This window comes from Paenibacillus endophyticus (assembly GCF_014192395.1).
Taxonomy (GTDB): Bacteria; Bacillota; Bacilli; order Paenibacillales; family Paenibacillaceae; genus Pristimantibacillus; species Pristimantibacillus endophyticus.
The window spans coordinates 195,691-220,088 of record NZ_JACHXW010000010.1 but is presented as its reverse complement, the minus strand read 5'-3'; the positions used below and the strand labels follow the sequence as shown (position 1 = coordinate 220,088).

Genomic DNA, 24,398 nt, shown 5'->3' with positions numbered 1-24,398 from the left:
CAATAACAGCTGCTTTTTGAGCTGCTGCATATTTTCACTTCTTCACCATGACACTATAACAGAAAGGACTTTATACAAGTGTACTAGATTCACATGTGAAAGGAATTCAAATTTTCACCCTGTTTTTTTGAATTTACAACTTTTATAAATTACCTCAGAATTTAAATGATTAATCTATATACAACCATGAGTGAGGTGTTTGTCAAGTGAGGAGTTACTCGGGCGGTAGGTAACAGTATGATTTTGTTTAATACCTTTCCCGGTTCCTTTAATAGCCACTTTCATAGCCGTATCTACCGTTTTGGCTAGCATCAGAGACTTATTAACAGTCTTCGCTTCGCCCAAACCGGGCACAGCGTTGCTGACCAGGTTCGTCGCAATGGACTTGCTCACGTTGAATTTCTCACCGTGCGCCTTCGCCATTGCGTAGTCTAAACAAATGGAAGCATTAGTGAAGTTCAGCACGTATCACAGGGGAAAATCGAAGAAGTGGCAACGAGATATCAGTAAGCTAGACAACTGGCAGTGCGACGAGGACGAAGATACATGGACATGTCTAGCCGGGCGGAAGCTGCTGTTTCGCTATGAAAGCATGGAAACAACAGAAAGCGGATATGAGATGAAAAAGCGGCACTATCGAAGCGAGGGCTGCGAAGGTTGTCCGCTCAAAGATGCATGTACAAAAGCAAAGGGAAATCGCGAATTCAGCGTGAGTCTGAAGTATCTGCGTTACAAACAGCGCGCGAGAAGCTCAGAAGTGAGGACGGGTACGCCCTTTTGGATCGAAGGACGATTGAACCGGAAAGAGTATTCGGACAAATGAAGAATAACCGAGGGTTTAGACGTTTTCTGCTTCGAGGCCTGCCAAAAGTGAGCCTAGAGGTCGGTTGGCTTTCGCTCGCCCATAATTTGCTCAAGAAGGCGGCAATAGACCAAAAAGCAAAAATGGCGGTGCAGGGATAGCGTCCCTGGCACCACCATTTATTTATTTTAGCTAACTTTTCAACAAGTGTGCTGTCTCGTCAAGCAAAAAAACTACTTTTGAGACAGCCCCTCCCGAAACCACATACATACCGGCTACTTATTTAAGAATTCGACATACTGAAGCAATCTCTTAAGCATGACTACCGCTTGAGCACGGGTGGCATTCGCAACTGGCTCGAAAGTGCCCTTGTCCGTTCCGGTCACGATTCCAGCTTCCACGGACTGTCCGACTGCTTCCTTCGCCCAAGTCGAGATCTTGGCCTGATCGGCGAAAGGCGAGAGGCTGGCCGTCTTGGGCGCGTTCTTGCCGGCTGCGACGATCGCCTTCGAAACCAGAGCCGCCATCTGCTCGCGGGTAATCGCTTCGTTAGGACGGAAGGTTTCGTCGTCGAAGCCATTCACTAGATTGGCTTTCACGGCAGCTCCCACCGCTCCGGCATACCACGCCGTACTCTTTATGTCTTTAAATACGCCAGCTGGAGCGGCAACGCCGGGAAGCGCGAGTGCCCTGACGAGAAGAGCGGAGAATTCGGCCCGGGTAATCGTCTGATCCGGCGCGAAGATTGCTTCCTTCACTCCGTTAACGATCAGCTTGGAAGCCAGCAGCTCGATATCGGCCTTCGCCCAATGCTTGCCCAGATCACGGAACGTCTTGCTCACGTCCGCAACCGCATAAATACTATTGCCGTTGCGGTACAAGGCAGCCGTCGTCTTCCCATTCTCGTTGCCGAACGTTGCCGGGACGAACGAGATTTCCCCCGTGGCCTGATCGTACAGCACCCCGGTCACCGAATCCGGGCTCTCTTCCGTAGGAAGAACGATCGTCCTCTTGACATAAGTCGTACCGAAGTCGTTCAGCTCGATCGATCGGCCGTTCCCTTCGGCGATCACTTTAAATTCTAATGCGTCGCCAACCAAACGTCCTCCAAGCTTTCGCAGACCGGATTCAATCTGATCGGTTATCGCTTTGGTAACCCTCGTGATGCTAATTCGGATCGTCACTTTGTCCAGAGTCGTTCCCAATCGATCGGACAACGAAACCAGATCCAAAACGCTAAGCGGAAGCGTGTAGCTTGCCGCGGCCGTCTTGATCACGATTTTTGCCTCGGGAACCTGCTTGGAGCCGTCCAGAAGCACGGATGCCGGAAGCTCGGCCACCATATCCGCGATCGCCTCCTTGCTTAAGTCGACCAGAAGCTCGGCGCTGCCGCCTTGACCGACAAGATTGGAGAACTGAGCCCACAGCTTCTCGGCATCGAACGTCACGACACTCGTCGAGCTGCCTGGAGTTACCTTATACCAGTTCGCGGTCGTGTCGCCCGAGGCAGGAGCGCCACCGCCTCCTCCTTGAGGCGGCGTTCCTGTGGTATCGCCCGCGACCGTAAACGTAATCAGATCAACCGTCGTCCCTTGCCCCGCCACGACCTGATAAGTTCCGGCTTTCTCTGCGTCTGCCAGGGTAATCGTATCTGTGAACTTGCCTGCGCTAACAGGCACGATATTGAAATAAAGAATGCTGCCGTCCGGCCGCAGAACCTTGATATTGACTACGGAGAAACTAGAGGTGCCCTTAATGGTCACCGCTTGTCCCGTCTTTGTCTCGGCGATCGCTTCGAGTTCGACGGGATTAGCGGCAGACAGCGCCGTTATCGGAAGCACCGACAGCAGCAGGGAGAACACCATGATCAGACTTGCTATTCGCAGCTTCACTCGCTTATTCCTCGCTTTCTTGCATCAGTGTAGACCTTGACTATTCACTCACATTAACGACGACTGCTTAAATATAGGAAATCGAATTCCTCTTCCGATACCACGGTAGCCAGATTCAAGCCGACACTATCAACGGTGCCTTTATAGTCGTCAAGCACGAATGCCTTGACCGTATAATCGGATGGATTGTTGACGTTGAAATAAGCGGATACTATGCCGGCATACACATACGTGTAGACTGCCGTATTAGCAACGGGCAGGTTGCCCTTCATCAATTGAAATACGACCGTTGCGCGGTTGTTCCTGGCATTCGGATTCGCTAAAACGTTAGCCGTAGCGATGATTCCGCCCGATGTGGACAGGACCGAAGGAGTGGTCATATAGTACGTTTCATGATGAGAAATAGCGCCGTAGCTACCATCGGTTTTACGATTCTCATAGCCATAGGAGTACACTTGGATGGAATAGCGTTCGCCCTCGCTGAACACGCCTTGTTTGATCACGACTGTATTGTTTACTACTTCGTATCGGTCTTTCGAAAGGGGGCTAGTGGCTTCGTTGCCTTTCTTAATAAGCACTCGGTAAACATTGCTGCCCCATTGGCTGTCGGAGAAGGTCGTCAGCACCGTGTCCGCATCGGTGTAAATATTGCCTTGGAGGTGATGATTGCCTTCCGCCAGTCCTTCCGCCGTCAGGTCCTCCGTCGCCACGTTGCCGAACAAATCCTTCACGGCGTTCGCCTTTACTTTGACTCTGTAATCAGAATCGACTCCGGCACCATACGAGAGCACGATATAATTCCCTTCGATTCGAACGCTGTCGTTAGCGCCAAGACCGGAGAAAGTGTTTCCTCCATCCCTGGATACCTCGATGTAATCCTTCAGATGCGAGACTCCGTTAATGACGGTATGATCCACAATCGTTTCATTGAAAGTGATGTTGATAACAGATTTGCCCAGTTCCAAATCGGAGGATGCTTCAAGTTTAGCAATCTCCGGAGGGGCGAGATCAAGATCAGTGGGTTTCAGCTCTGTTACCGTTATCTCCTCATCAAGCACATTCCCGGACAGATCCGCCAGCGTGCCGGCCGCGATGGAGAATTCGTAATGATTCTCGATCAGAGCGTTCGGAAAATGGAGGATAACCTTATTGTTTTTGAACGACACGGTCGCATCGGAATCCAAAGCAGCCAAAGCATTGTCGTTAGCCCCGTAGGTGATGGCTCTGTGAAGGTCCACGTTAGGAGCTGGTTGAACGTGTTTGTCAAACTTAAAGATAACGTCATGGTTATTATTATCGAATTCTGCCCCCCCATAGGTAGGGGACACGTTACTTCCTATCGCTAGAGCGGCCGTCTCAATCGTCTCATCAATTACAATTGAATTCCAGGGATCTATGATCGTTCTGGGATCTACTTTAATCTTGATAGAAGTGCCGTTTAGCTTCTTGCCAAACGTGACGACGAGTTTATTGTCTTCAAAAACAACGCTGTCTTCAGCGCCAAGGTTATGCGGAATCCAGTCATCTCCCGCCTTCAAAGAGTAAGTTATGCTCCTCTTCAGGGCTCCCGGAGTATTTTCCTCCGAGTACAATGTATCGATAAGTCGATCAAAGAAAAGGGAAGCGACCGTCTGTCCGGAGAAATTATGCGATACTTCCGCTCCTTGGTATTGCGGTGCGGGACCGACGAAACTCCTCCCGGTGAGCAACTCTTTTGTCGTTCCAATTCCGCTGATATTCTTCAACGAGTTGGCGGGGAATGCAAGACGATAGTAGCCCGAAGGAAGTTCTGATGCAAACTTTAGCCTGAAATAGCCACCATCATAGCTACTAAACAAGGAAACAATCTCAAAATCCCCGTCGAACACTACCTCGTCTTTATATACCGTAATGGCTGCCTTTAAAGCATCTAGATCGGCAAGATTGTTATATATGCCAGCTGAATCCAAATCAATAATATCGAGATCGCGCTCTTGTTCAGGAAATACATAGAGAGATCGGCGTTCACCGACCTTGATCAGATTGACATAAGTGCTGAGTGACCCAACAGGGCCGTGTGGCGATTGAAAAGCAGAAGAATTAACGTTTATGCTTTTGCTACTCGGTAAAGGCTTGTCCAGGTGAATGATTACCTGCATGCCGGATGCGGACAACTCGGCGGTATCTTCAGAAGCAAGAGGACCATCAGACGTAGTGATAGCGTTCTTTAAATTAACCGAATCCCGGAGCGCAACCGGTTGACTCAAATGCAACGTTATCGTACGTCCCCCGTCAATCACCGAATTGCTAACGATATAGTAGTCATTCAGTTCCGGAGCTGATACGACGATCGGATTTGCGCTGGACAGCGATAGCGGATTGCCGCTTGGATCCGCCAGATAATCGATCGCGATGCGAATGAGATTCGCATTGCCGGTTAACGGATTGTTCAAATGAAGAATCAACTTGCCATCGTCGAGTTCATAAATCCCTTGGCTGCTTAACCAGTTGTAATGTCCCTCGCCCGTGCGCTTAATCTCGATTCCTTCTAACAGATCCTTGTCCAGATAAGCGGAATCGGACAAGCTCGTCTTAAAGCTGATCGTAACGTCCCGGTTATTGTTTGAGAGCGCCGCTTTATCCACTTCCACCGTTCCCGGAACAACCGAGACCGGTTCTGCGCCCGCCGAGCTCGGCTGCAGAAACGCACCCGATCCGAAGGTCAACGATACCGCAAGCGCCAACGCGAGCAGCTTGCCCACTCCCTTATGTTTAAATTGCCACATCAATACACTACACTCCCAACCCAAATAATATGATATTAAGACTATCGTCTATTATAGGCGTTTTACTGGAAAAAGAGATGTAACTAAAGGGATACTGAGTTCTAAAATTCGCCCCAAAAGAAGTAGTTTTGCACGCTGTTCATTCTTTTTATTCGATTTTAATAGTGATATGATGAATCTAGTTATGCAGAATGGGCAGGATTGGAGTCTAACCATGTCGTTAAGAGTCGAGGAATTAAGCGCGGAGCTCGCGAATTGGATTCGAAGAGAAGAACGTCGCGCGAGGCAATGGGCTATCTCTTCCGATAACGAAGGATCGCCGGACGAAGCAGAAGATCCCGTTATACGCAAGTATTCGGAGGGCAGGGCGTTGGCGCTGTGGACTGATCGGAATGAGGAAGCTTATTATCTCCTCTTCCAAGCGGCGTCAGGAAACTCGCCGCTAGGCTCTAGGCTGCATACCGGTCTATCCATGGTCGAGCATATCCATTTCATCTGCGCCAGGGGGCGTCTTCAAGAAGCCGAGAGCTTAATCGAACGCTATCGCAAGCTAATGGTGCCCGGCGAACGATCGTTTAGATCTGAGTTACTGGATCAAGTCTTCGGCTTCGTTCATTTAATGCGCAGAGCAGAGACTGGCGCGCTTGAGGAAGTAGTAAGGGAGACCGTCGTCGCCAAGGACTTCGAAGAAGACGTGCCGGCAGCCGGCTTCGCGAATTCTGAGGCCGTTTTCCTCTTGTTCAACAAGCATGCCTACGGCGCCTTGCTCCATTTCTTGTTCCGCGACTTTCCGGCCGTCTTGCGCTCCGCGGACAAAGCGTTTAAACGAGTGCCTTCGGCAGACATGCAAGCGATCGTTCCGGAATTGCGCGTGTACGATACGATTGCAATCTCCGAATCCTGGGATAAGCTCAAGGATTCCGAACGAACTCGATACAAAGCGCGATTGGGCGTACACCATTCCGAGCTGCAATCGCTCGCCGCCGCCAATCCGAAGCATTACGCCATTCACTCGCTGCTCGTCGCGGCCGAGCTTCAACGCTTGTTCGGGCAGCAAATAGAGACGCTCCGTCTATATGACCAAGCGGTTATTGCCGGGGACTCGACCCGCCATTACGGGTATGCGGCTTTATCCTTGGAACGGATGGCCTTAATGCTCGCTTCGGGCGGAGCAACCAAGATCGCCGACACGACCCGCAAGGAAGCCGGCCTCCGTTACCGGAAGTGGGGAGCCGCCGCCAAAATCCGCGCGCTGAATCGAACCAAAGATGCCACAGACGAGCCTCCAGAATCGACCAACGACGAGAAGAACCGTTCATACTCCAATCGTCCGACTACCTCCTCTTCGATCGACAGCGCGACTAAGCTGAACTTGCTGTCCCTCCGCGAGCTCGAGGTTCTGGAGTGGATCGCCAGAGGACTGTCCAACAGCGAGATCGCTAACGAGCTCGGCATCGTAACGGGTACGGTCAAGAACCACATTAAGAGCATCTACGAGAAGCTGGGCGTAAACAAAAGAATGATCGCGGTCCAACGAGCCAAAGACTTGGGCCTTCTCCAATCCGAACTTTAAGCTCCAGCTTCTCGTTTTCTAGAGAACATGGTGTTGGAAGCTCAGCATGGTATCGCCTGTCAGTTCCTATTTTACCGTGAGTTGATCATTCGTCGAACTGAAGATCGTAAGCAGGACGCTGTACAATCCAAGCAGAATCGCGTGTTTTTTGATCCCTTGAAGCATGAACTGTTTCTAGCCATCGCAGCATTTGGTTGGTCTGAATATGGCACTGCAACTATGCCTGTGGCGTCATTTATGGCCGTATGAAACGCGAAAGCTGCGGCATGATCTTCGAAGCCAGGCGTAAGGCGTAGCGTAAATCTGCCATAGCGCTCCAGCCTGAGAACGACGCTCGCGAGGTTGGTGCGCCTTCTAGCGACGGCGTTGTTTTGCTTGTTCATTACCTTTGCCAGCAGAATCCTGCGCACGGTTGAGGTGCGGAGCACAAGCAACTCGCATTGCTCAAGCAGTTCTGTAAAATGGAAGTTGTTCCCCTTTCCGTCATATACTTCTTCTTTAATCGAATGACCTGTCGGTTCGACAGCCCCAACGCCTCTGCTCCCTTTTGGTTTGTTATGTGTCTGCTGATGTTTTTCTCCACGACGAGAACCTTCTTCAATTCTGCTTCCGGACTCCTTAAGTTTCTGCTTATTAATTTCGCCCAACTAAACATCAACCCCCATTTTGCGCTTTCACCGAAAGATAAGTCTCCAAAACGATATCGTTTACCGTGTATTTTTTGTGCAAATGTATTTGATTCGGCTTAATCCCTAATGTACAAAAGTTTTGCTTTGACTGAGTGTCCTACAAAGTAACGGTGTTGCCAAGCCGTGAGATTTCAAGCTGCAAAAGTTGAGTGAATAAGAATACCCAATAAAAACACGGCAGAGTTTGAGTAATCGGCTCTACCGTAGTTTCTTATACCTCATTCTTTCATTAGTCTTTCAGAGCGCTATGATAGAGTCGAAACAAGGAAAATGTCCTGTTATGGTTAATTTCCTCTATTTTTCATACAAAGGAGAGACGTATACATTGTTATCATTACATTCGCGCAAATCGGTTCACCTTTTATTGACTTTTGTACTGCTGCTTAGCTTAATGGTTCCCTACGGATCGCACATCGCTTATGCATCGCAAACGGGAATTCGAAGTGTGGAGGGAACACAAATTGCTGCTGGAGCCAACCATTCGCTCCTCTTAAAACCTAATGGCACCGTAGCGGGTTGGGGTCTTAATAATGCAGGTCAAGTAAGTATTCCGAACTCTTTGACTGATGTCATATCAATCGCTGCCGGAAGCGAGCATTCGCTTGCTCTGAAATCGGATGGCACCGTCGTCGCATGGGGGAATAACACTGGCGGCGCCTCGACAATACCAGATGATTTGACAGCGGGAGGAGTAATAGCCATTGCAGCAGGGGCAAACAGCTCGCTCGCGTTGAAGGCAGATGGTGCTGTCGTTGCATGGGGGGGAAATGACGCTGGTCAGGCGGATGTACCTGTTGAAGCACTGACAGGTGTAATTGCAATTGCTGCCGGTAAAGGGTTCTCAGTCGCACTGAAATCGAATGGCAATGTAGTCGTATGGGGAGGCAGTTCACTAATGAACGTCCCTCTTGGATTAAATAACGTGGTTGCCATTGCTGCGGGCACCAGTCATATCCTAGTACTGAAATCGGATGGAACGGTTGATTCATGGGGAAGCGTCAACGTTAATGGTCAATCAACAATACCAGCTGAACTTACAGGCGGTGGCGTGTTATCCATTGCAGCGGGGGGGAATAATTCACTTGCGCTGAAGACAGATGGTACTGTCGTCGCATGGGGGAACCCTAATAACGGCCAAACCAACGTGCCTGCTGGACTGACTAATGTGGCTTCAATTGCTGTAGGCTGGAACCATACGCTCGTCTTGAAAACAGACGGTACTGTTGTTGCGTGGGGGGCCAACAATTATAATCAAACGACATTACCGACAAGTGCTGCATTGCCGATCAAAGGGAACAGTATTGCGGGGGGAGGATACCACTCGCTCGCACTGAAATCGGATGGCCTAGTCGCAGGCTGGGGAATGTCATCTGTGGGTCAGACAACCATTCCGGTGGGACTTACTGACGTGGTGTCGATTGCCGGTGGGTTGTACCATTCACTTGCACTGAAATCAGACGGTACCGTCGTAGGATGGGGACAAAATCTTTATGGTCAAAGCTCCGTGCCAATTGGGTTGAATAACGTGGTGTCGATTGCTGTGGGAGAACTCCATTCTCTTGCGCTGAAATCGAATGGCACCGTTGTGGCATGGGGTAGTAACGCGGATGGTCAACGTTCCGTACCGGTCGGGCTGAATAACGTGGTGTCGATTGCTGCGGGAGAATCCCATTCAATTGCACTGAAATCGGATGGTACCGTCGTAGCTTGGGGACATAACTACTTTGGTCAAATTAGCGTCCCGAGTGGGCTAACTGACGTGGTGTCGATTGCTGGGGGAGCAAACCATTCTCTCGCGCTGAAATCGGATGGCACCGTTGTGGCATGGGGAAGTAACGTTTATGATCAAAGTACAGTACCTGCAGGACTAGATGGCGTGGTATCAATAGCTGCAGGAGCAAGCCATTCACTCGCGTTAAAATCAGACGGAAGTGTAGTGTCATGGGGATTTGGTGTTTTTGGTCAAGCCACTGTCCCTAATGGACTAAGCAGAGTGAAATCTATCGCTGCGGGGAAGTTTCATTCACTTGCATTGAAATCAGATGGTACGGTCGTCGGATGGGGTGCAAGCGCTAATCGTCCAGACCTTGTACCGGGTAATGCCGATTTAAGCGGCCTAGCTTTGCAAGAAGGTGATTTCTCTGAGCCCTTCCAAGCCTCCGACACCTCCTACACGTATTACTATGACGGACAATCACTGTCCAGCGTAGATGTAACACCAACGCTTGCAGACTTAACTGGAGCGGCTCTGTATGTGAATAATGAGCTGCTGGCTAGCGGCAGCTCTAAGACCATTAATATAGCGGGAGCAACCACGAATACCGTTATTCCTGTTCGCGTAGAGCCCTATCTTAAGGCAAGTCAAACCTACACCATTACGCTGGAAATCGATTCAACGTCCCCGGAAGTAGTGTTTGGCACGAATGGACAAGCAATAGCGGCGAAAACAGCGTCAAGCAAGGTACTGCTTAATGATACACAAAGCGGCGTCGATTCTGATTCCTTGGCATATGTATGGAGCCAAAGCACTGTGGTTCCATTCAATGGATGGATGCCTTTCAATGACCAGGATACAATAAGCCAGACAAGCGGCAACGGCAACTGGTACTTGCATATTCGAGCAACAGACAAAGTAGGCAATGCGGTTGCTGCTGTTTCAGGCGCCTTTGTACTTGATAACACCGCACCGACAGCTGCCATATCTAGCTCGGCAGGCAGTGGGGTAAATGGCTCATTTCCGGTAACGATAGCCTTTAATGAGAGTGTTGATGGTTTTACCGTGGATGATCTTGAGGTCACGAATGGGACAGCATCAGATCTGGTCGCTGTAAGCGAATCTACTTACACAGCTACAATTAGTCCGGCGACAAGCGGTCAGCATGTAACGGTATTCGTTGAAGCAGGAGCTGCAACGGATGTGGCAGGCAATGAGAGTACAGCCTCCAATACATTGAATTTGATGTATGATACAACGCTGCTAGCTGTTACATTTGGCAACTTTGCACATAATGAGCAATTCGTTGTACCGCCCGCTAGTGTTTCCGTTACGGTCAGCGAGTCCGTATATTGGGTTGCAGGAGGAGCGGAGCTCACTTCTGTTAATGCACTGGCTTTAATTAGCATAACGAAGGACGGCCATACATTTTCCGATTATACGAAAGCCTATGATGAGTCTTCATTCACATTTACGTTGACCTTTAATGGCACGCTCGGTGATGGCGAATACGAGGTTCATGTTTCCGGGGACGAGGTAGCTAATAAGTATGGCACAACGCTTGATGAAGCGAAGGCTGCTTTTGTCGTAGCTATTCCTGTAGTTACCAATATTGCAGCGAGCCCAGCCAGCTTGCCGAGTACCGGAGGCGATATAACGGCTACTGTAACTGGGGTCAATTTAATTGGACAAACACTGCAGGTATATGTGAATGGAGTAGAAGCTGCAATTGCAGCGGTCAGCAGCAGCACAAATGCGACAGCCATAATTACTCTTCCAAACAATGGAACACAGTCTGCTAAAAACTTTAGCATAACGGTTTACCTTAATGGTGTGGAAGTAGTCGATCTAGCTTCTACAGTTACAGTGGGCGCAGTGGCAGCCCCGCCAACGCCGCCAACAGTAACGCTTTCGAGCAATGCCAACCTAGCTAAATTAGACATATATAAATCGGACAAGGAATTAGAGCTATTGCCTGCATTTACACCTGAGAAAACGGAGTATACCGTACAGACAGACGCAGAGCAGATTGAACTGAAATTATCACCTTCTCATTCCAAAGCCGTTGTTAAGCTGTTAGGGGAACGCATAGGGGAGACCAAGGCACTTCTTTTGGCAATGGGAGCTAATGTATTCACAATAACGGTTCAGGCAGAGGATGGAACCGTCAAGGCGTACAAGCTCACGATTAATCGCATTGCCGATGATGTCAGCACATCGTTTTGTACCTTCACGGATACTACGAATCACTGGGCAAAAGCTAATATTTGCGAAGCGGTAGAGTTCGGAATCGTCAAGGGAACAAATGCCCTCACATTTAAGCCGAATGGCTATGTAACAAGGACGGAGTTTGCGGTTATGCTGCTTCGTACTCTTCAGATTTCTATAGACAATGAAGCTATGGCAATGCCATTCAGCGACAAGGACAGCATTCCAGAGTGGGCACAGGAGGAGATTCAGACAGCAGTAGCCGTGGGAATTATTGAGGGGTATTCGGATGGAACCTTACAGCCGCAGCAAAGGGTCAATCGAGCAGAGATGGCTGCCATGGTGTCCAGAGCAATGAAATGGGAGGCAAATAATGCGAAAAGCCCTTCTTTTGCTGATGATGCCGCCATTCCAGCTTGGGCCCGAGATTATGTTGCAAATGCTCATGAAAACGGACTTATAAAAGGGCGGGAAAATAATCATTTTGCGCCGAAAGGTTTGACTACTAGAGCCGAAGCAGCAGTCGTTCTATTGCGGCTTTGGAACGTTCTTTATTAATAGAATACGTATAGGTATAAGCAGGTGCCTCGGCGCCTGCTTATTTTTATTGGATTGAAGTAGTTGCAGACTTGTGTCCCGAGTGGGCGGATATCAGAAAATTTACAGGCTTATCACAAAGCCGACGAATTTAACGTATCTACCCCGAATCTCTTTCTTCCGCCTTTCATCCGCATCCACATCTCAGGAATACCGCTGCACGCCTGCATTCTCAGGCTTTTTTCCTCAGTTTTTTATCTCCCGCATGAAAGCTCTTCTCAGTTGTTTCTCGACTCAATTGCCGATTTTTTACCCGATTGATCTCGTCCTAAGCCCAGTTCTTTCCCTACGATCTTCCCTAATTTTACGTCAAACTTATTTTGCCTTTTCAGCTCTGATTTTGCTCGATTTATTGTGATTTCCTCGGTCATTTTGCGGGCTTCAGGGGCAAGCTTATTTTTCTTCGGAGATTTGGAGAGAAGGAGGAGGAATCGCTGGTAACTCTTGTGGGGCGTGGGTTTAAGGGGGAATTTGGAGGGAGTGGTAACCTGATTTGCAAGTCCACATCTTGGCGTATTTGGCGTTGCGATTACGACTAAGATTAGCTAAGGAACCGGACTTGTCGTCCACTTCGCGATTCTGAAGAAGCGGGTAAAATACCGTCACCGTTAAGCGGATATTCTGCTTGCCGGTGGCGCTTTTTAGGAGACTATTTTAAATAGGTGCGCCTTCCGCTTCAGAACTCCTATCGTTTCATTCCTCCCCGTTGGCCATTGCTTATATCGCTGCGGTTGTTGGAATAGGAGCTGACAATCAAAGCATATACGGAATACCTGATGATGTTCATCTACTTGCTCGCATTGGGCGATATTAAGTTCGCCATTTATCTCGGGTTTGCTTCGATATGGGGGATAGCGTGGTACTCTCTTATATTCTTACAGTTTCCTTGAAGTTGGGTTTACTGGGGATCTGGATCTCATTCGTCATTGACGAGTGGTTAAGAGGACTTATCTTGCTGAAGCGATGGCGATTGCGGATGTGGCTTAGATTCGAAACGCTATTTTACAAAATGATACCCATAGTCCGTCGACTCTTCCGGGCGTCTGCGATTAAATGAAATTGCGGCTTAGGAATGCATGCACTGGAGAATATCGTCATGAGCATATCATGTGACTTCGTTCAAGCCAATTCTGTGGGATAAGGGAGCGTATTTTCTAAAATCCGAACGAGAAAGGCACCAACAAAGTCTGACACGTAGGACATGCGAAATGGGATAGCCCTAGATGAAAGGGAGGCACATACAACAAGGTGTTCAGACTAGGTTGCGCAAACAATATGAAAGGGGAGAATTATCGTGAGTTTGTTCAAAGCCAAAAGCATCGGCATGCGATGGATCGCTTGCTTGGTGATCGTCTCGATGCTGAGTGGCAGCTTGTTCGCGGGGTGGGTGCAGGCAGAGGAAGGCGTGCCAGATCGGCAGTCCCAGATCCTCGAGCCCGAGTTGGATCCGTCCACGGAAGGTCCGATATGGAATCATCTCATCAAAATATTCGATTACTCTGAAACGGATCTGCTGAATAATATGAGGGTCACGCCTGATGGACGTTATGTCGCCTTCCTCCACTACAAGCTGGAAGGGGCGGAGTTTCATTCAGAGATTATTCTGTTCGACCGAAAGTCCGGCACGCAGGAGTCCATTCTAAAAAAGGTGTCCGGGCTGGAGGCTGTAAAGTTCGAGATGACGCCGGATGCTCGTTCGTTTGCCATTATAGGCGCGGAGAGCATTTTCGCCCAGCTTAACAAGCAGGTCTATCTTTTTGACCGTACGACACAGGAAACAATCCTAATCAGCAAACAAGCGGATAGTGATGATCCCGGGACGGGGATGAGCGATAACCCCTCCATTAGTGCGGACGGCCGTTACGTGGCTTATGATTCCGGCGCTGCGGATCTCGTCCCGGATGACACAGACAACCGCGATGTTTTTGTATACGACCGCGATAGCGGCTCGAACACCAAGATCAGTTCGACTACTGAGTCCGACTCGGACTACAGCGAACGGCCTTCGATCAGCGCGGACGGCCGCTATGTTGCCTTCGAGTCGGATTCTGCTTACCTCGTCGAGGAAGATAATGATTCTAGCAAGGACGTCTTTATCCTTGACCGCACGACCGGGACGAATCGACTCATTAGCGTGACGGCTTCAGGCGAGCAGAACGGGGAGGAGAGCGGCAGCCCGACAATAAGCGCCGACGGCATGATCGTTGTGTTCGAATCGGATGGCGCTTTGGAGGACGATGATACAAACGAGTTCAAAGACATCTATGTCTATCGTGCGTCTAACGCTGGCCTCGAGCGCATATCCGTCGCGCCGGACGGATCGGAGCTCGAGAATGGGAGCTACGAGCCGCGTATGAGTGCGGACGGACGGTATGTCTCTTTCGAGACGACGCTCCATTCGTCGGAGATAGAACAGTCCTTGATTGCTTCGGTGGAAACCGGCACCACGAAAGAAGCGAATGTTAACGTGTCGGATCCGGCGTTGAAGCTGCCGCTTCCGGACGTGGCGCTCAGCGACGGCGCGGAGGTCGCCGTATTCAGCGCCGGATACGGCAATGGTGGCCCCGTGACAGAGGATGAGCAATTGCAGGCGGGTTTGTTCATTGCTTCGAAGACCCGTCCCGATGACGGTGTTCCGACATGGCCGGAAGGCAGCAAGCTGGAAGCAGCCGACATCCGTTCGAACCGGGCGACATTAGCTTGGGGAGCAGCTGTCTCAACCAGCGGAATTAAGGCGTACCGCGTCTTTGCGAATAACGAGCAGATCACTGTCGTTGACGGCAGCACGTTGACGTATACGGCTGAGGGACTCTCTCCTGCTACGGAATATATTTTTCGTGTAGAGGCTGTAAACGTGAATGACATTTCGTCGACCAACGGGCCTGTCGCGCGCGTAAATACGCGAGCGGACGACCAAACGCTCGAACTGAGCCTGACTTTCGACAAGATGACACCGGCTAGGCTGCCGAAGTTGAACAGTATGTTGAAAATCAAAGCGAAGGCGATGACCGGACGCACGATTACTGCCAAAGTCGCTTACGAGACATGGCTGGACGAGTCAGGCAACCAACTGCCGGATACCCGCTGGGCCGAGTCGTCGATCAAGCTTGGCGAGACGCAGTTAGGGTCGGGCGAATATGGAGCGACGTTCAAGGTGAAGGAAGGTGTCTCACGGATGCTGTCGGTGACGGCTGTCATGGAAGGCGCGGCGGGAGGACCCGTGGAGAAGACGGCAGCAGGCTTGCCGCTATTGGTCCCCGGAAATTTGCAGGTTGCGTTTGACAACCCCGGCCAAGTTAATCTTGACGGTGCGTATTTATCGGTGTCCAGTTCGGCAGGAGAAGAAGAGTCGATGAGACTGATGGGTGACGGGCCTGCAGAGCTGGAAGGATTGATGCCGTCCGAGGACTATACGGTCTCGTTGATGTCTTCGGGGGGCGAATTGCTCGCAAGCCAAGCGCCCGTCCAAGTGTCGGCAGGATTAATCTCCGCATTGTCCTTGACTGTCAAACAGCCTGTCCGTCTGGCGTTCGAAATCCGTGATCAGGGCAATAATCCGGTGCCTGGTATTAGCGTCGAGCTTTGGGATGAATCTCAAGAGAACTATCTGTCGACAGCGGTGACAGAGGATGACGGCCGCTCAAACCTGATTGAGCTCGAGGATGCTGCCTTGAAGTATACCGTGAAGGCCGAGCTGGAAAATACGGAATTTGAGGAAATGGCACCGTTGACGTTCTCGGTTGTCGGCGGCGATCAGATAGTCAAGCTGGCTGTCAAGCGAACGCCTGAGGGAAAATTGAAGGGCAGGGTGCTTGATCCCAAAGGCCAGCCGATTGCGAATGCGCTTGTATCCGCGACTCAGATGCATAAGGGAAAGCCAGTCGTCCGCAAAGCGTACACGGGGCCATCAGGCTCCTATGAATTGACACTGTATGCCGGAGAAGCGGCTATCCAGGCGGCAAAGTCCTCTTTTAACTATAACTCGGAGGAAGGCTTGACCGTTTCGATCGTCAATGGCGTGACGAAGACACTGGATATTCCGGTAGCGACTTTTCCGACGGGGATGGTGACGTTAAATGTCCATCTCAAGCCAATCGGCGGCGAATGGCAGGGGCCGGTCGATATGGAGGCGCTTCGGTTCAGCGCTACGCTAAAGGGAAGAACGAGCAATCGTGTCAGTTATTTCCATAATATAGTTACGCTTCAAGGCTTGCCCGGCGACAACGTAGAGGTATGCGTGAACGGCGTAATCACGCGAACGTTCATGCAGTGCACGAATGTTGTGCTGGATGACAACGCCAATGCGACGGCCGATCTGTGGGTCGAGGAGAAGGGCGGGCTCGTCAGCGGGAGTTTTGACGGCAATTTTGAGGCATGGACAAATGTGACACTGTACGAGGTTACCGATAGAAACTATGTTTACGCGGACTCCCAAAGCTACCGCGGAGGGAGCTTCCTCGTACATGCGCCAAAAGCGGGAACTTACAAGCTGGATCTCACGCGCAGGGATCCGGATACGGATGCGCTTTTGACGGCTTCGGCTCAAGTGACCATTCGAGAGAGGGAGAACTTGGACGTCGGTAAGCTGAGACTTGCGCCGGCGAATTATTTCAGCAGCTCGAGATACAACGGCTTCATGGCGGAACCGAGCGAGGTATCGCCTGGCGCGACCGCCAATTTGCGGGCTTACTATCAGAATGGCGCGAAGGCGGCGATCGGCGGAGCCGTACTTCGAATGGAACTCCCGAATGGCGTAACGCCGGTGGCAGAAGACGGAGAGGTTCTCGTTCGCGTGAACGGCGAGGCTGGAAAGGCCATCATAAAGGACGGAACATTGGAAGTCCAGCTCGGTGAAATCGCCTCGTACGCGAAAGGGGCGGTTATTCTACAGGTGAAGCTGGCTTCGAATTATAGTCAAGGCCGTGCGAAGCTGGTAGCTCGGATTACGGGGACGTCCGAAGGGAAAACGGTGGACGAAGCGCTGGGCACCGCGGTGCTGGAAGTGCCGACTGTAACGATTGAAGCGCCCAAGACGGTCTCCTCGTCCGTTGTCAAAGTCAACGGACTGGCCCCCTCGTCCAGCCGAGTCAATATCTACGACGAGCAGCTGCTGCTCGCAACCGTGAATGCGACATCGGCCGGCACTTGGCAAAGCGTGATTCAATTGAGTCCTTCGGGCAGCTCGGACGTGCATCTGCTGTGGGCAGAGGCGGTGACGGGTGAACGGAAGATCCGCACGGATCGCAAGCTGCTGAGCTACGACGAGGCGGAGCCAACGCTCCAATCGATTGATATGGTCCAGTATCCGGACGGAAAGTGGGTTAGTCTGAATGTCGCAAACGGAATCGCTCAGCTTCCATACACGATCGTGCCGGGCCATCCATTCGAATTCGTTCTGCAGTTCGACAAACCGGAACTTGTGAAAAACGTAAAGGTTTATCTGGGCGGGCAGATCGGTAAGCCCGTCGCGGCAGAGAAGCATGACGATGGCAAGTTCAGGGCAACGGTCCCAACGACGCTGAATTCGCTCGGCGGCTTGTATGTGGCCTACGACACTGTGAAGCCGAAGGTTGTGATCACCCGGGATATCCCGACTGAGGAAGAGACGAACGCGCTATTGCCTCCAGCATTCCGGGATTTCAAAATCGTCGAAAAGACCCCGTTCGCCCTAAAAGACGGCGTTTATGCCGGTCATGCCGTCTTAGAATTCCCTGAGGCGGAGAACATCCGGCTCGAAGCGAGCGAGCGCATTGATCTGACGCCAACGTCCTATCTTCCGACCGTGGAAGAGATCGTAAAGGCGGAGGCGGAGGGCATCCCGTTGTACAACGTCACCTTCGATGTGAAGGAGACGGATAACGGCGTCCTGGTCAATATGAAAGCGTATATGCCGAAAGGATACCTGTTCCCTGAGGAAAAAGCTCCATTGGGCGTCCAAGGGATGGCTGCGTTCGACGAAGAGCTGGACCCGCTCGAGATTCTGGAAGAGATGGGCATCGAGACGACCCCCTATCGAAAGGGAATGATTCAGGTATCCACGGATTATGCGATGATCTCTAAGAGTGCTTCCGATCCGCTCTTCTCAATCAAGGATCAATACGAGGGCTACAAAGGCTACGCCGGCAAAGTCATGAAGATCATGGAGAATGTCGGATCCTCATCGGTATGTCCGGAAAATATGGAAGCGACCGGCGAACAGGCCGGTAAGGCACTGCTGGCCACGGTCGGTGGCGAAATCGCGAAGACCGCGCTCGGCGCTTGGACGGGCGCGATGATGCTGGAGGGACCGGTCGGGTTTCTGGCGGGCTACGCGAGCAAATACGTCACCAACAAGATCGACAGCTATGTCGACGAGCAAATTGGACTTGTCGGATCGGCGGGGCCTACGGATCCTGCGGCTTGTCAAGACGATGACCTCGAAGACCTCGACGAAGAAAACATTTACAAGAAAAGATTGAAGCGGGTCGCCCGTATGAAATGGATTTACGATCCGAGCGGCTATGTGTACGAAGCGGTTCCCTCCAACCGTCTGGAGCAGGTGAAGGCGACCGTGCTCTTCAAGGATACAAACTCGGGTAAGTGGAAGGTGTGGAACGACGCGCCGGATTACGGGCAGATCAATCCGCAATACACAGACGCCCAAGGCCGATACGGCTGGGACGTCCCTGAGGGCTTTTGGAAGGTTGTCTGGGAGAAGTCAGGGTATGAGACTGCTTACAGCGAGGAGCTGAAGGTACCGCCTCCGCACTTCGACGTCAATGCGGGTCTCGTCTCGAAGGCGCCGCCGACCATAATAGGAATCGAGGCCATTGCTGGAGGCGAAGGCAAAGGCTATATCGACATAACGTTTAGCAAGTACATGAAGGCAGACGGGATGGTAACAGACGGGACGGTCGTCGTGACAGGCCCTGACGGAACCGTAGCTGGTACTGTCGCTTATATAGAAACGCAAGAAACTGGAGGCGCGAAGCTAGCCCGCAAGGTTCGATTCACGCCGAGCGGGAGCAGCTTGACGGAGGGAATTGAATATAGCGTCGATATTCAGCCAGACCCGTTCAGCAGCTACGCGGACGTGAAGATGCTGATCGGTACGGCGCAAACAGTCAAGGCTGTCCTTCGAGACATGTCGGGCCCGGTGCCGACTTCGGCTTCGGCGGTGGGGGGCAATGCAGCGATCCGAATTTTGTTCGATGAAGGGTTGTCTCTGAGCGCGCTCCTGGATAGAGAGGCGTTCACGATCGGCGGGTCGAACCGCACGGTTCAGTCTGCCGTCGTAGAGGTACCGACAGGTAACGGGCAGCCGCAGGCGGCGATTCTGACACTCAGCGGACCGATCTCCCAAGCGGATGGCGTCACGGTGCATATCGCGGCTGGCGCAGCGACCGATGCGCTCGGCAATCCGTCCGTCGATGGCACGCTTCGGCTGTCGGGAGCGAACGCCACGCTGAACGGGCTAGTGATCGAGGGCGGCGCGCTGACCGAGACGTTTTCCCCCGACAAAGCCAACTACACGGTAAAGGTTGGCGCAGATGTCATGAAGGTCAAGCTCAAAGCTTCCTTGGCGCAAGCCGGCGGCAAATTGTCCGTACGGGACGTTCCGCTTGAAGACGGCGAATTCCGTACGATAGGCATTCCGAGCGACGATGTAATACCAATCAAGGTCGAGGCCGCGAACCACCCTGAAGTTAATAATGTATACACGCTGAAGATCGTACGCGGTTCCGAGCCTGGACCTGGTTCGGGCAACGGCAATGGGGGAACGGGCGGATCAAACGACGGAGATCCTGCGGACATCGGCCGCGACGCGGAGGTGACGGGCAAAGAAGCGGACGGACGCAAGGAAGCGGTCGTCTCGCTGAAGGCCGCGACGGTACTGGCTGCGCTGAAGGCACGGCAGGACGGAATAGAGCTGCTCCTAAGCGCGCCTTCAGGATACGATTCCTATGATATCGTCATTCCCGCAGAAGCTTACCGTGCGCTCACCGGAGCGAAAGCGAAAGTGACGCTCAAGACCGAAGCGTTCTCCATTATCGTAAGCACCGATGGCTGGCATGGCGTCAGCGATAAGACGAATCTCGTTCATCTGGTTGTTAGTCGGGCTTCGGTCGGCGACGAGCGGGCTTGGCTGGATGGCTTAAGCGCCGACTCGAACGGGATGGACGCGCGGACCGGACTGTACCGGTTTGCCATGACAGCGGAGGAGGGGACGAATCAAATACCGCTGGATGCTTTGCTGCCGGATGCGATTAACGTCAAGTGGACCTTTATCGCTAATGGCGGTGCGCCAGGTATTTACCGCTACGAGCCGTCCAGCCCGAACTGGCGCTTCGTCTCTGAAATACAGCCAGCTGCGGCGCTTCCACTAGGGAACGAAGCAGGCGGTTCGGCTTATTACGGGATTGTAGTATATGAGAGTCCTTTTGCAGATATTGAAAAGAACTGGGCAAAGGCAGACATCGACTGGCTTGCCGCTCGTTTGTACGTGGAAGGCGTGTCCGATGATGCCTATCAGCCGAATCGAAGCGTGACCCGGGCCGAATTCGCGGCGCTGGTCGCACGCATCGTCGGCGATGGGACACTGGATACGGTCGGCATATCGTTTGATGACGTGAAGCCGGGCGACTGGTACTACGATTCGGTTCGGAAGGCTGCCGCTCTAGGCCTGATTAGCGGCGACGGTTCAGGCAAGCTTCGGCCGAATGACCGGATTACCCGCGAGCAAATGTCCTTGATGGCCTGGAGAGCTTACGCTAAGCTCGTACCCGAAGCAGCGGCGGCGACGGACGCGGAGAGTGCGGCGCTGCTGCAGCCTTTCGCAGATCGAGACAAGATCAGTCAGTGGGCCCGTGCCGAGGTTTCATCGGCGATCAAGATTGGTCTGCTGCGCGGCACGAACGCTAACCGATTCGACTCGTCCGGCATTGCCGTCCGGGCGGAAGCCGCTACGCTCATCAAGCGTATCGTCGAGCGGCTGAATAAGTGAATTGGGCTATGTATGGGAGTGCAGGGTGCTGCTTGTTGAAGGCAGTGAGCAGCAGTATGCTCGGAACTAAGTGTGTAAAGGTGTGAAGGTAGGATGAATTGAAAGCTTGTTTAAGTGATCAGGCTTCCCACCGCGATGGCTGGCGTCGTTCATGGTTATCCGTATGGCGGAAGAAACATGTTCATTTTTAACCATACGAATTCACAATTCGCAAGAAGGCGCCTCTCTTAACCTGAAAGGACCGAACTGGATTGGACGCAGGGAATTTTCCCTGCGTCCTTTTTTTATGGGCCAAGGATCGGAAGGGGCCTCGCATAAGGAGGAACCTGCATGTTATCGATCAATTGCTAAAATGTAGACAAACGAACGAACAATATGGACATCGCGTCGAGAGCGGCGCTTGAGGAAGCGCTGGTGAATTATTCGGGGACGCGGTGGATAAGCGGCGCCGAGAGCTGTCGGAACCGAAGGGAAGATAGGCCTAGAGGAAAAAAGTTCAACCGAAAAAGAGCAGGCTGCTGCGCCGTCGATTCAGTCGTTAGCATAAGTTTGCAGAAGAAGCCGTGCGAACAATGTCAATGGGGGAAGATAGGCAGTTGGAGGTGGGTGCAAGAGTGTAAATATCCCAGCTACCATGACGTTTTACATGGATACGAGATTCATAGCATATCAATTTATACGTTTTCGTCAAATTGCTGCCGTAGTCTTGGCTAACTGGAACACCAATTACACACAATTAAATAATAGTGCTTGTCGTTCTAGTTACAAATCTTTTGTAACCATTTCAAGAGTCAGCCTGATTGTAAAAAGCGGCAAGGGATTCGTTATCCTTTGCCGCTTTTTTAACGGGTGGCGCGCCTTTGGGTTACTGATAGCAGTAGCATAGCTCAAGGCAAGGTTGTCCCGCGCAAGGCTGCACTTGGAGGGAGCGGGAAGTGCTATTGTGTTGAATAGTTAGCTGTTATTTATCACTAGATCAGCCATATTCTATTTTAAAAGTCCTATGAAAAAAAGAAGTTACAACCTAATCGTAAAGCAGTTATACTATTTTCATGGGGAATTTTGGCGAATAATAGGGTCTTTCTTCCTGTGGACCCAACCATTCGACCTAAGTCTCAATGAGAGGAGACTACTATATGTTCTTATTCAAGAATGTATTTGCGAGACGGTTATTTATGCTGTTGTTATTGTTCGTTTTCATTTTTCAGCTGGTTTCTGTTGGCTTTCCACGAACGGTGAATGCAGGTGCTGCGTCAACTGCTGTTTCCGGTGATCCTGATCAGGGGCTTCTTAATAGAAATGCCGGTATTGCAAATCTGTCGAATGGTGATTATATTACCGCGACGACTTATAAGTATGGTATCTATTCGGCAACCCCGCTGGTGACTACACCGGTATTTACCTCAGCCGCCACTGCAGAGTTTGCCGAAAATCAATCTGGAACAGTCTACAAGGCAGAAGCAACAGGTACGGACGACATTACATATTCCATTACTGGCGGGGTTGATCAAGACAAGTTTTTGATTAATTCTTCCACGGGCAACATGATTTTCCTAGGTGCTCCTAATTATGAGCAGCCTTCGGATGCGGATGGTAATAACGTATATGAGGCTACTATAACTGCTGACGATCATAATGGAAGTACAGATCAGCACGTATCTATTGCAATAATTGACATCAATGATGTTAGTCTTTCTACTTCGGATAATGAGCATATAGAGAATAACAGTCTTACAAAACAGGTGACAGCCGGCAGAACCGCAAAATTCACCTTCAAAACACCTGAGAGTGATTCGGCATATCTTCACATTTATGGGGTTAGAGAGAATGCCGGAACTTACCCTGGCGGTTTATATGCATATTCTGGAGACGATAATTTACCAGTAACACTGATTATTGAAGCACAAGCTGGCTCTACCTTTGATTTATCGAGTTTTAAGTTTGCGGCTATTTTAGAGTCTGAAAATGCGATTCAACTAAATTATATATCAAAAGGCGTGGCTTATAACGATAGCTGTCCAGTCATTGCTGACGGTTCGAGTGGATACTCCATATGTAATACCTTTGATTATCCAATCAATGATGTAAGTCAAATTAAGATTACGGCTAGTGATTACGTTGAGTTTCAAGACTTTGAAATTACGGATATTAAAGATGTGATAAAGCCAACTGGAACGGCAGGTTGGCATGACTTGGGGTCTGAACTTACTGACGGCGAACAAAACTCAACTAATATATTGGGTCAGGATTTTGAAATCTTTTATGCGGAGTCCGCAATGAGTGACACGAGATCTGACGGCATTGGATTGTATCAATGGAAGGACACTGAGTTAAATATTAGCGATTACCCGGATGTATTCAACGGTGAAAGAGCAACTGTAATGAATACGCAATTCGGAGGCGATTATAGCGGCGGAGATAATACTGCCAGAATGTATTTAGTACTAAAATCAACGGATGGTAGCGAATTTCAATTTAATGGTTTAAATGTTTTTAATTATTTTGGTCTTGACGGGAATGACACCAAGCTGAAGATTATTGGATTTAAGAACGAGTTATCTACCGGCTCAGTTACCATTCAAACTGTAGGTGCTCCAACTTTTCTTTCTAAATTGACATCTTCGGAACTCACGCCAAGTGTTTTTCAAGATGTAGACCGTGTAGTGATAACGCCAAGTTCAGACAGTCAATTTTCAGATCCAGATAATGAATATCCTGGTCTTCAGTTTTACTTCAATTCATTCTCTGTTGATGACCCTGTATTGACGTCGCCGGCAACTTCGCCGACCTTAGCGGCAGACAGCACCGATAATGATATAACTCATCCCATTGACATTGCGTTTACCGATGATGCAACATGGCGGGGAGCAATTACCGCAGTTAAGGACGGAAACACGGCATTGCAAGAAACGGATTACAGCATTGTCTCAGGAAAGATTAGTATTAACGCAGGCGTGCTCAGTGTAGGTTCCCATACGATTAAAGTATTGGCGACGGGTTATGCAGATGCGAACGTGACTCAGAATGTGAACGCCATTCCGGTTATCGGAGGAACGGTCGGGACTACGGGAACAGAAAAATATGGAGAAACGCTAGCAGTAGATCTGAGTGCAGTCGCTTACACGCCAAGCACCAGCAGCGACAGTCCGACCTACCAGTGGAACCGTGACAGCGA

The 24,398-nt window shown here is 50.7% G+C and carries 6 protein-coding genes and 2 pseudogenes; 5 read left to right on the top strand and 3 right to left on the bottom strand.

What is annotated here, in order from left to right:
- Positions 1-439 precede the first annotated feature (439 nt).
- Positions 440-963, top strand: a pseudogene (locus tag FHS16_RS32675) (transposase).
- A gap of 114 nt (positions 964-1,077) precedes the next feature.
- Here FHS16_RS32675 and FHS16_RS17665 read toward each other — a convergent pair.
- Positions 1,078-2,694: an S-layer homology domain-containing protein gene (locus tag FHS16_RS17665; RefSeq protein ID WP_183565313.1), complete on the bottom strand. Its 1,617-nt coding sequence runs from the start codon at positions 2,692-2,694 to the stop codon at positions 1,078-1,080.
- Positions 2,695-2,747: 53 nt separating this feature from the next.
- Positions 2,748-5,459 carry a hemoblobin-interacting domain-containing protein gene (locus tag FHS16_RS17660; protein WP_446685749.1) on the bottom strand — a complete coding sequence of 904 codons (2,712 nt, stop codon included), beginning with the start codon at positions 5,457-5,459 and terminating at the stop codon, positions 2,748-2,750.
- 214 nt (positions 5,460-5,673) lie between these two features.
- On the opposite strand from FHS16_RS17660, the gene FHS16_RS17655 reads away from it, so the two are divergent.
- Entirely contained in the window at positions 5,674-7,032 is a 1,359-nt protein-coding gene (locus FHS16_RS17655; protein WP_221226391.1) for a response regulator transcription factor, read from the top strand.
- Positions 7,033-7,101: 69 nt separating this feature from the next.
- Here FHS16_RS17655 and FHS16_RS17650 read toward each other — a convergent pair.
- Positions 7,102-7,687 (bottom strand): annotated as a pseudogene (locus tag FHS16_RS17650) (transposase family protein); the annotation flags it as partial.
- Between the two features lie 359 nt (positions 7,688-8,046).
- On the opposite strand from FHS16_RS17650, the gene FHS16_RS17645 reads away from it, so the two are divergent.
- From FHS16_RS17645 to FHS16_RS17635, 3 genes are all read left to right on the top strand, one after another.
- Positions 8,047-12,201, top strand: coding sequence for an S-layer homology domain-containing protein (locus FHS16_RS17645; protein WP_183565301.1), 4,155 nt, complete (start codon positions 8,047-8,049; stop codon positions 12,199-12,201).
- A gap of 1,333 nt (positions 12,202-13,534) precedes the next feature.
- A complete protein-coding gene (locus FHS16_RS17640) occupies positions 13,535-21,223 on the top strand; it encodes an S-layer homology domain-containing protein (RefSeq protein WP_183565298.1) in 7,689 nt (2,562 codons plus the stop codon).
- A 1,136-nt stretch (positions 21,224-22,359) separates the two neighbouring features.
- Positions 22,360-24,398: hemoblobin-interacting domain-containing protein (locus FHS16_RS17635; protein WP_183565295.1), on the top strand; the 2,039-nt coding region annotated here is incomplete at its 3' end.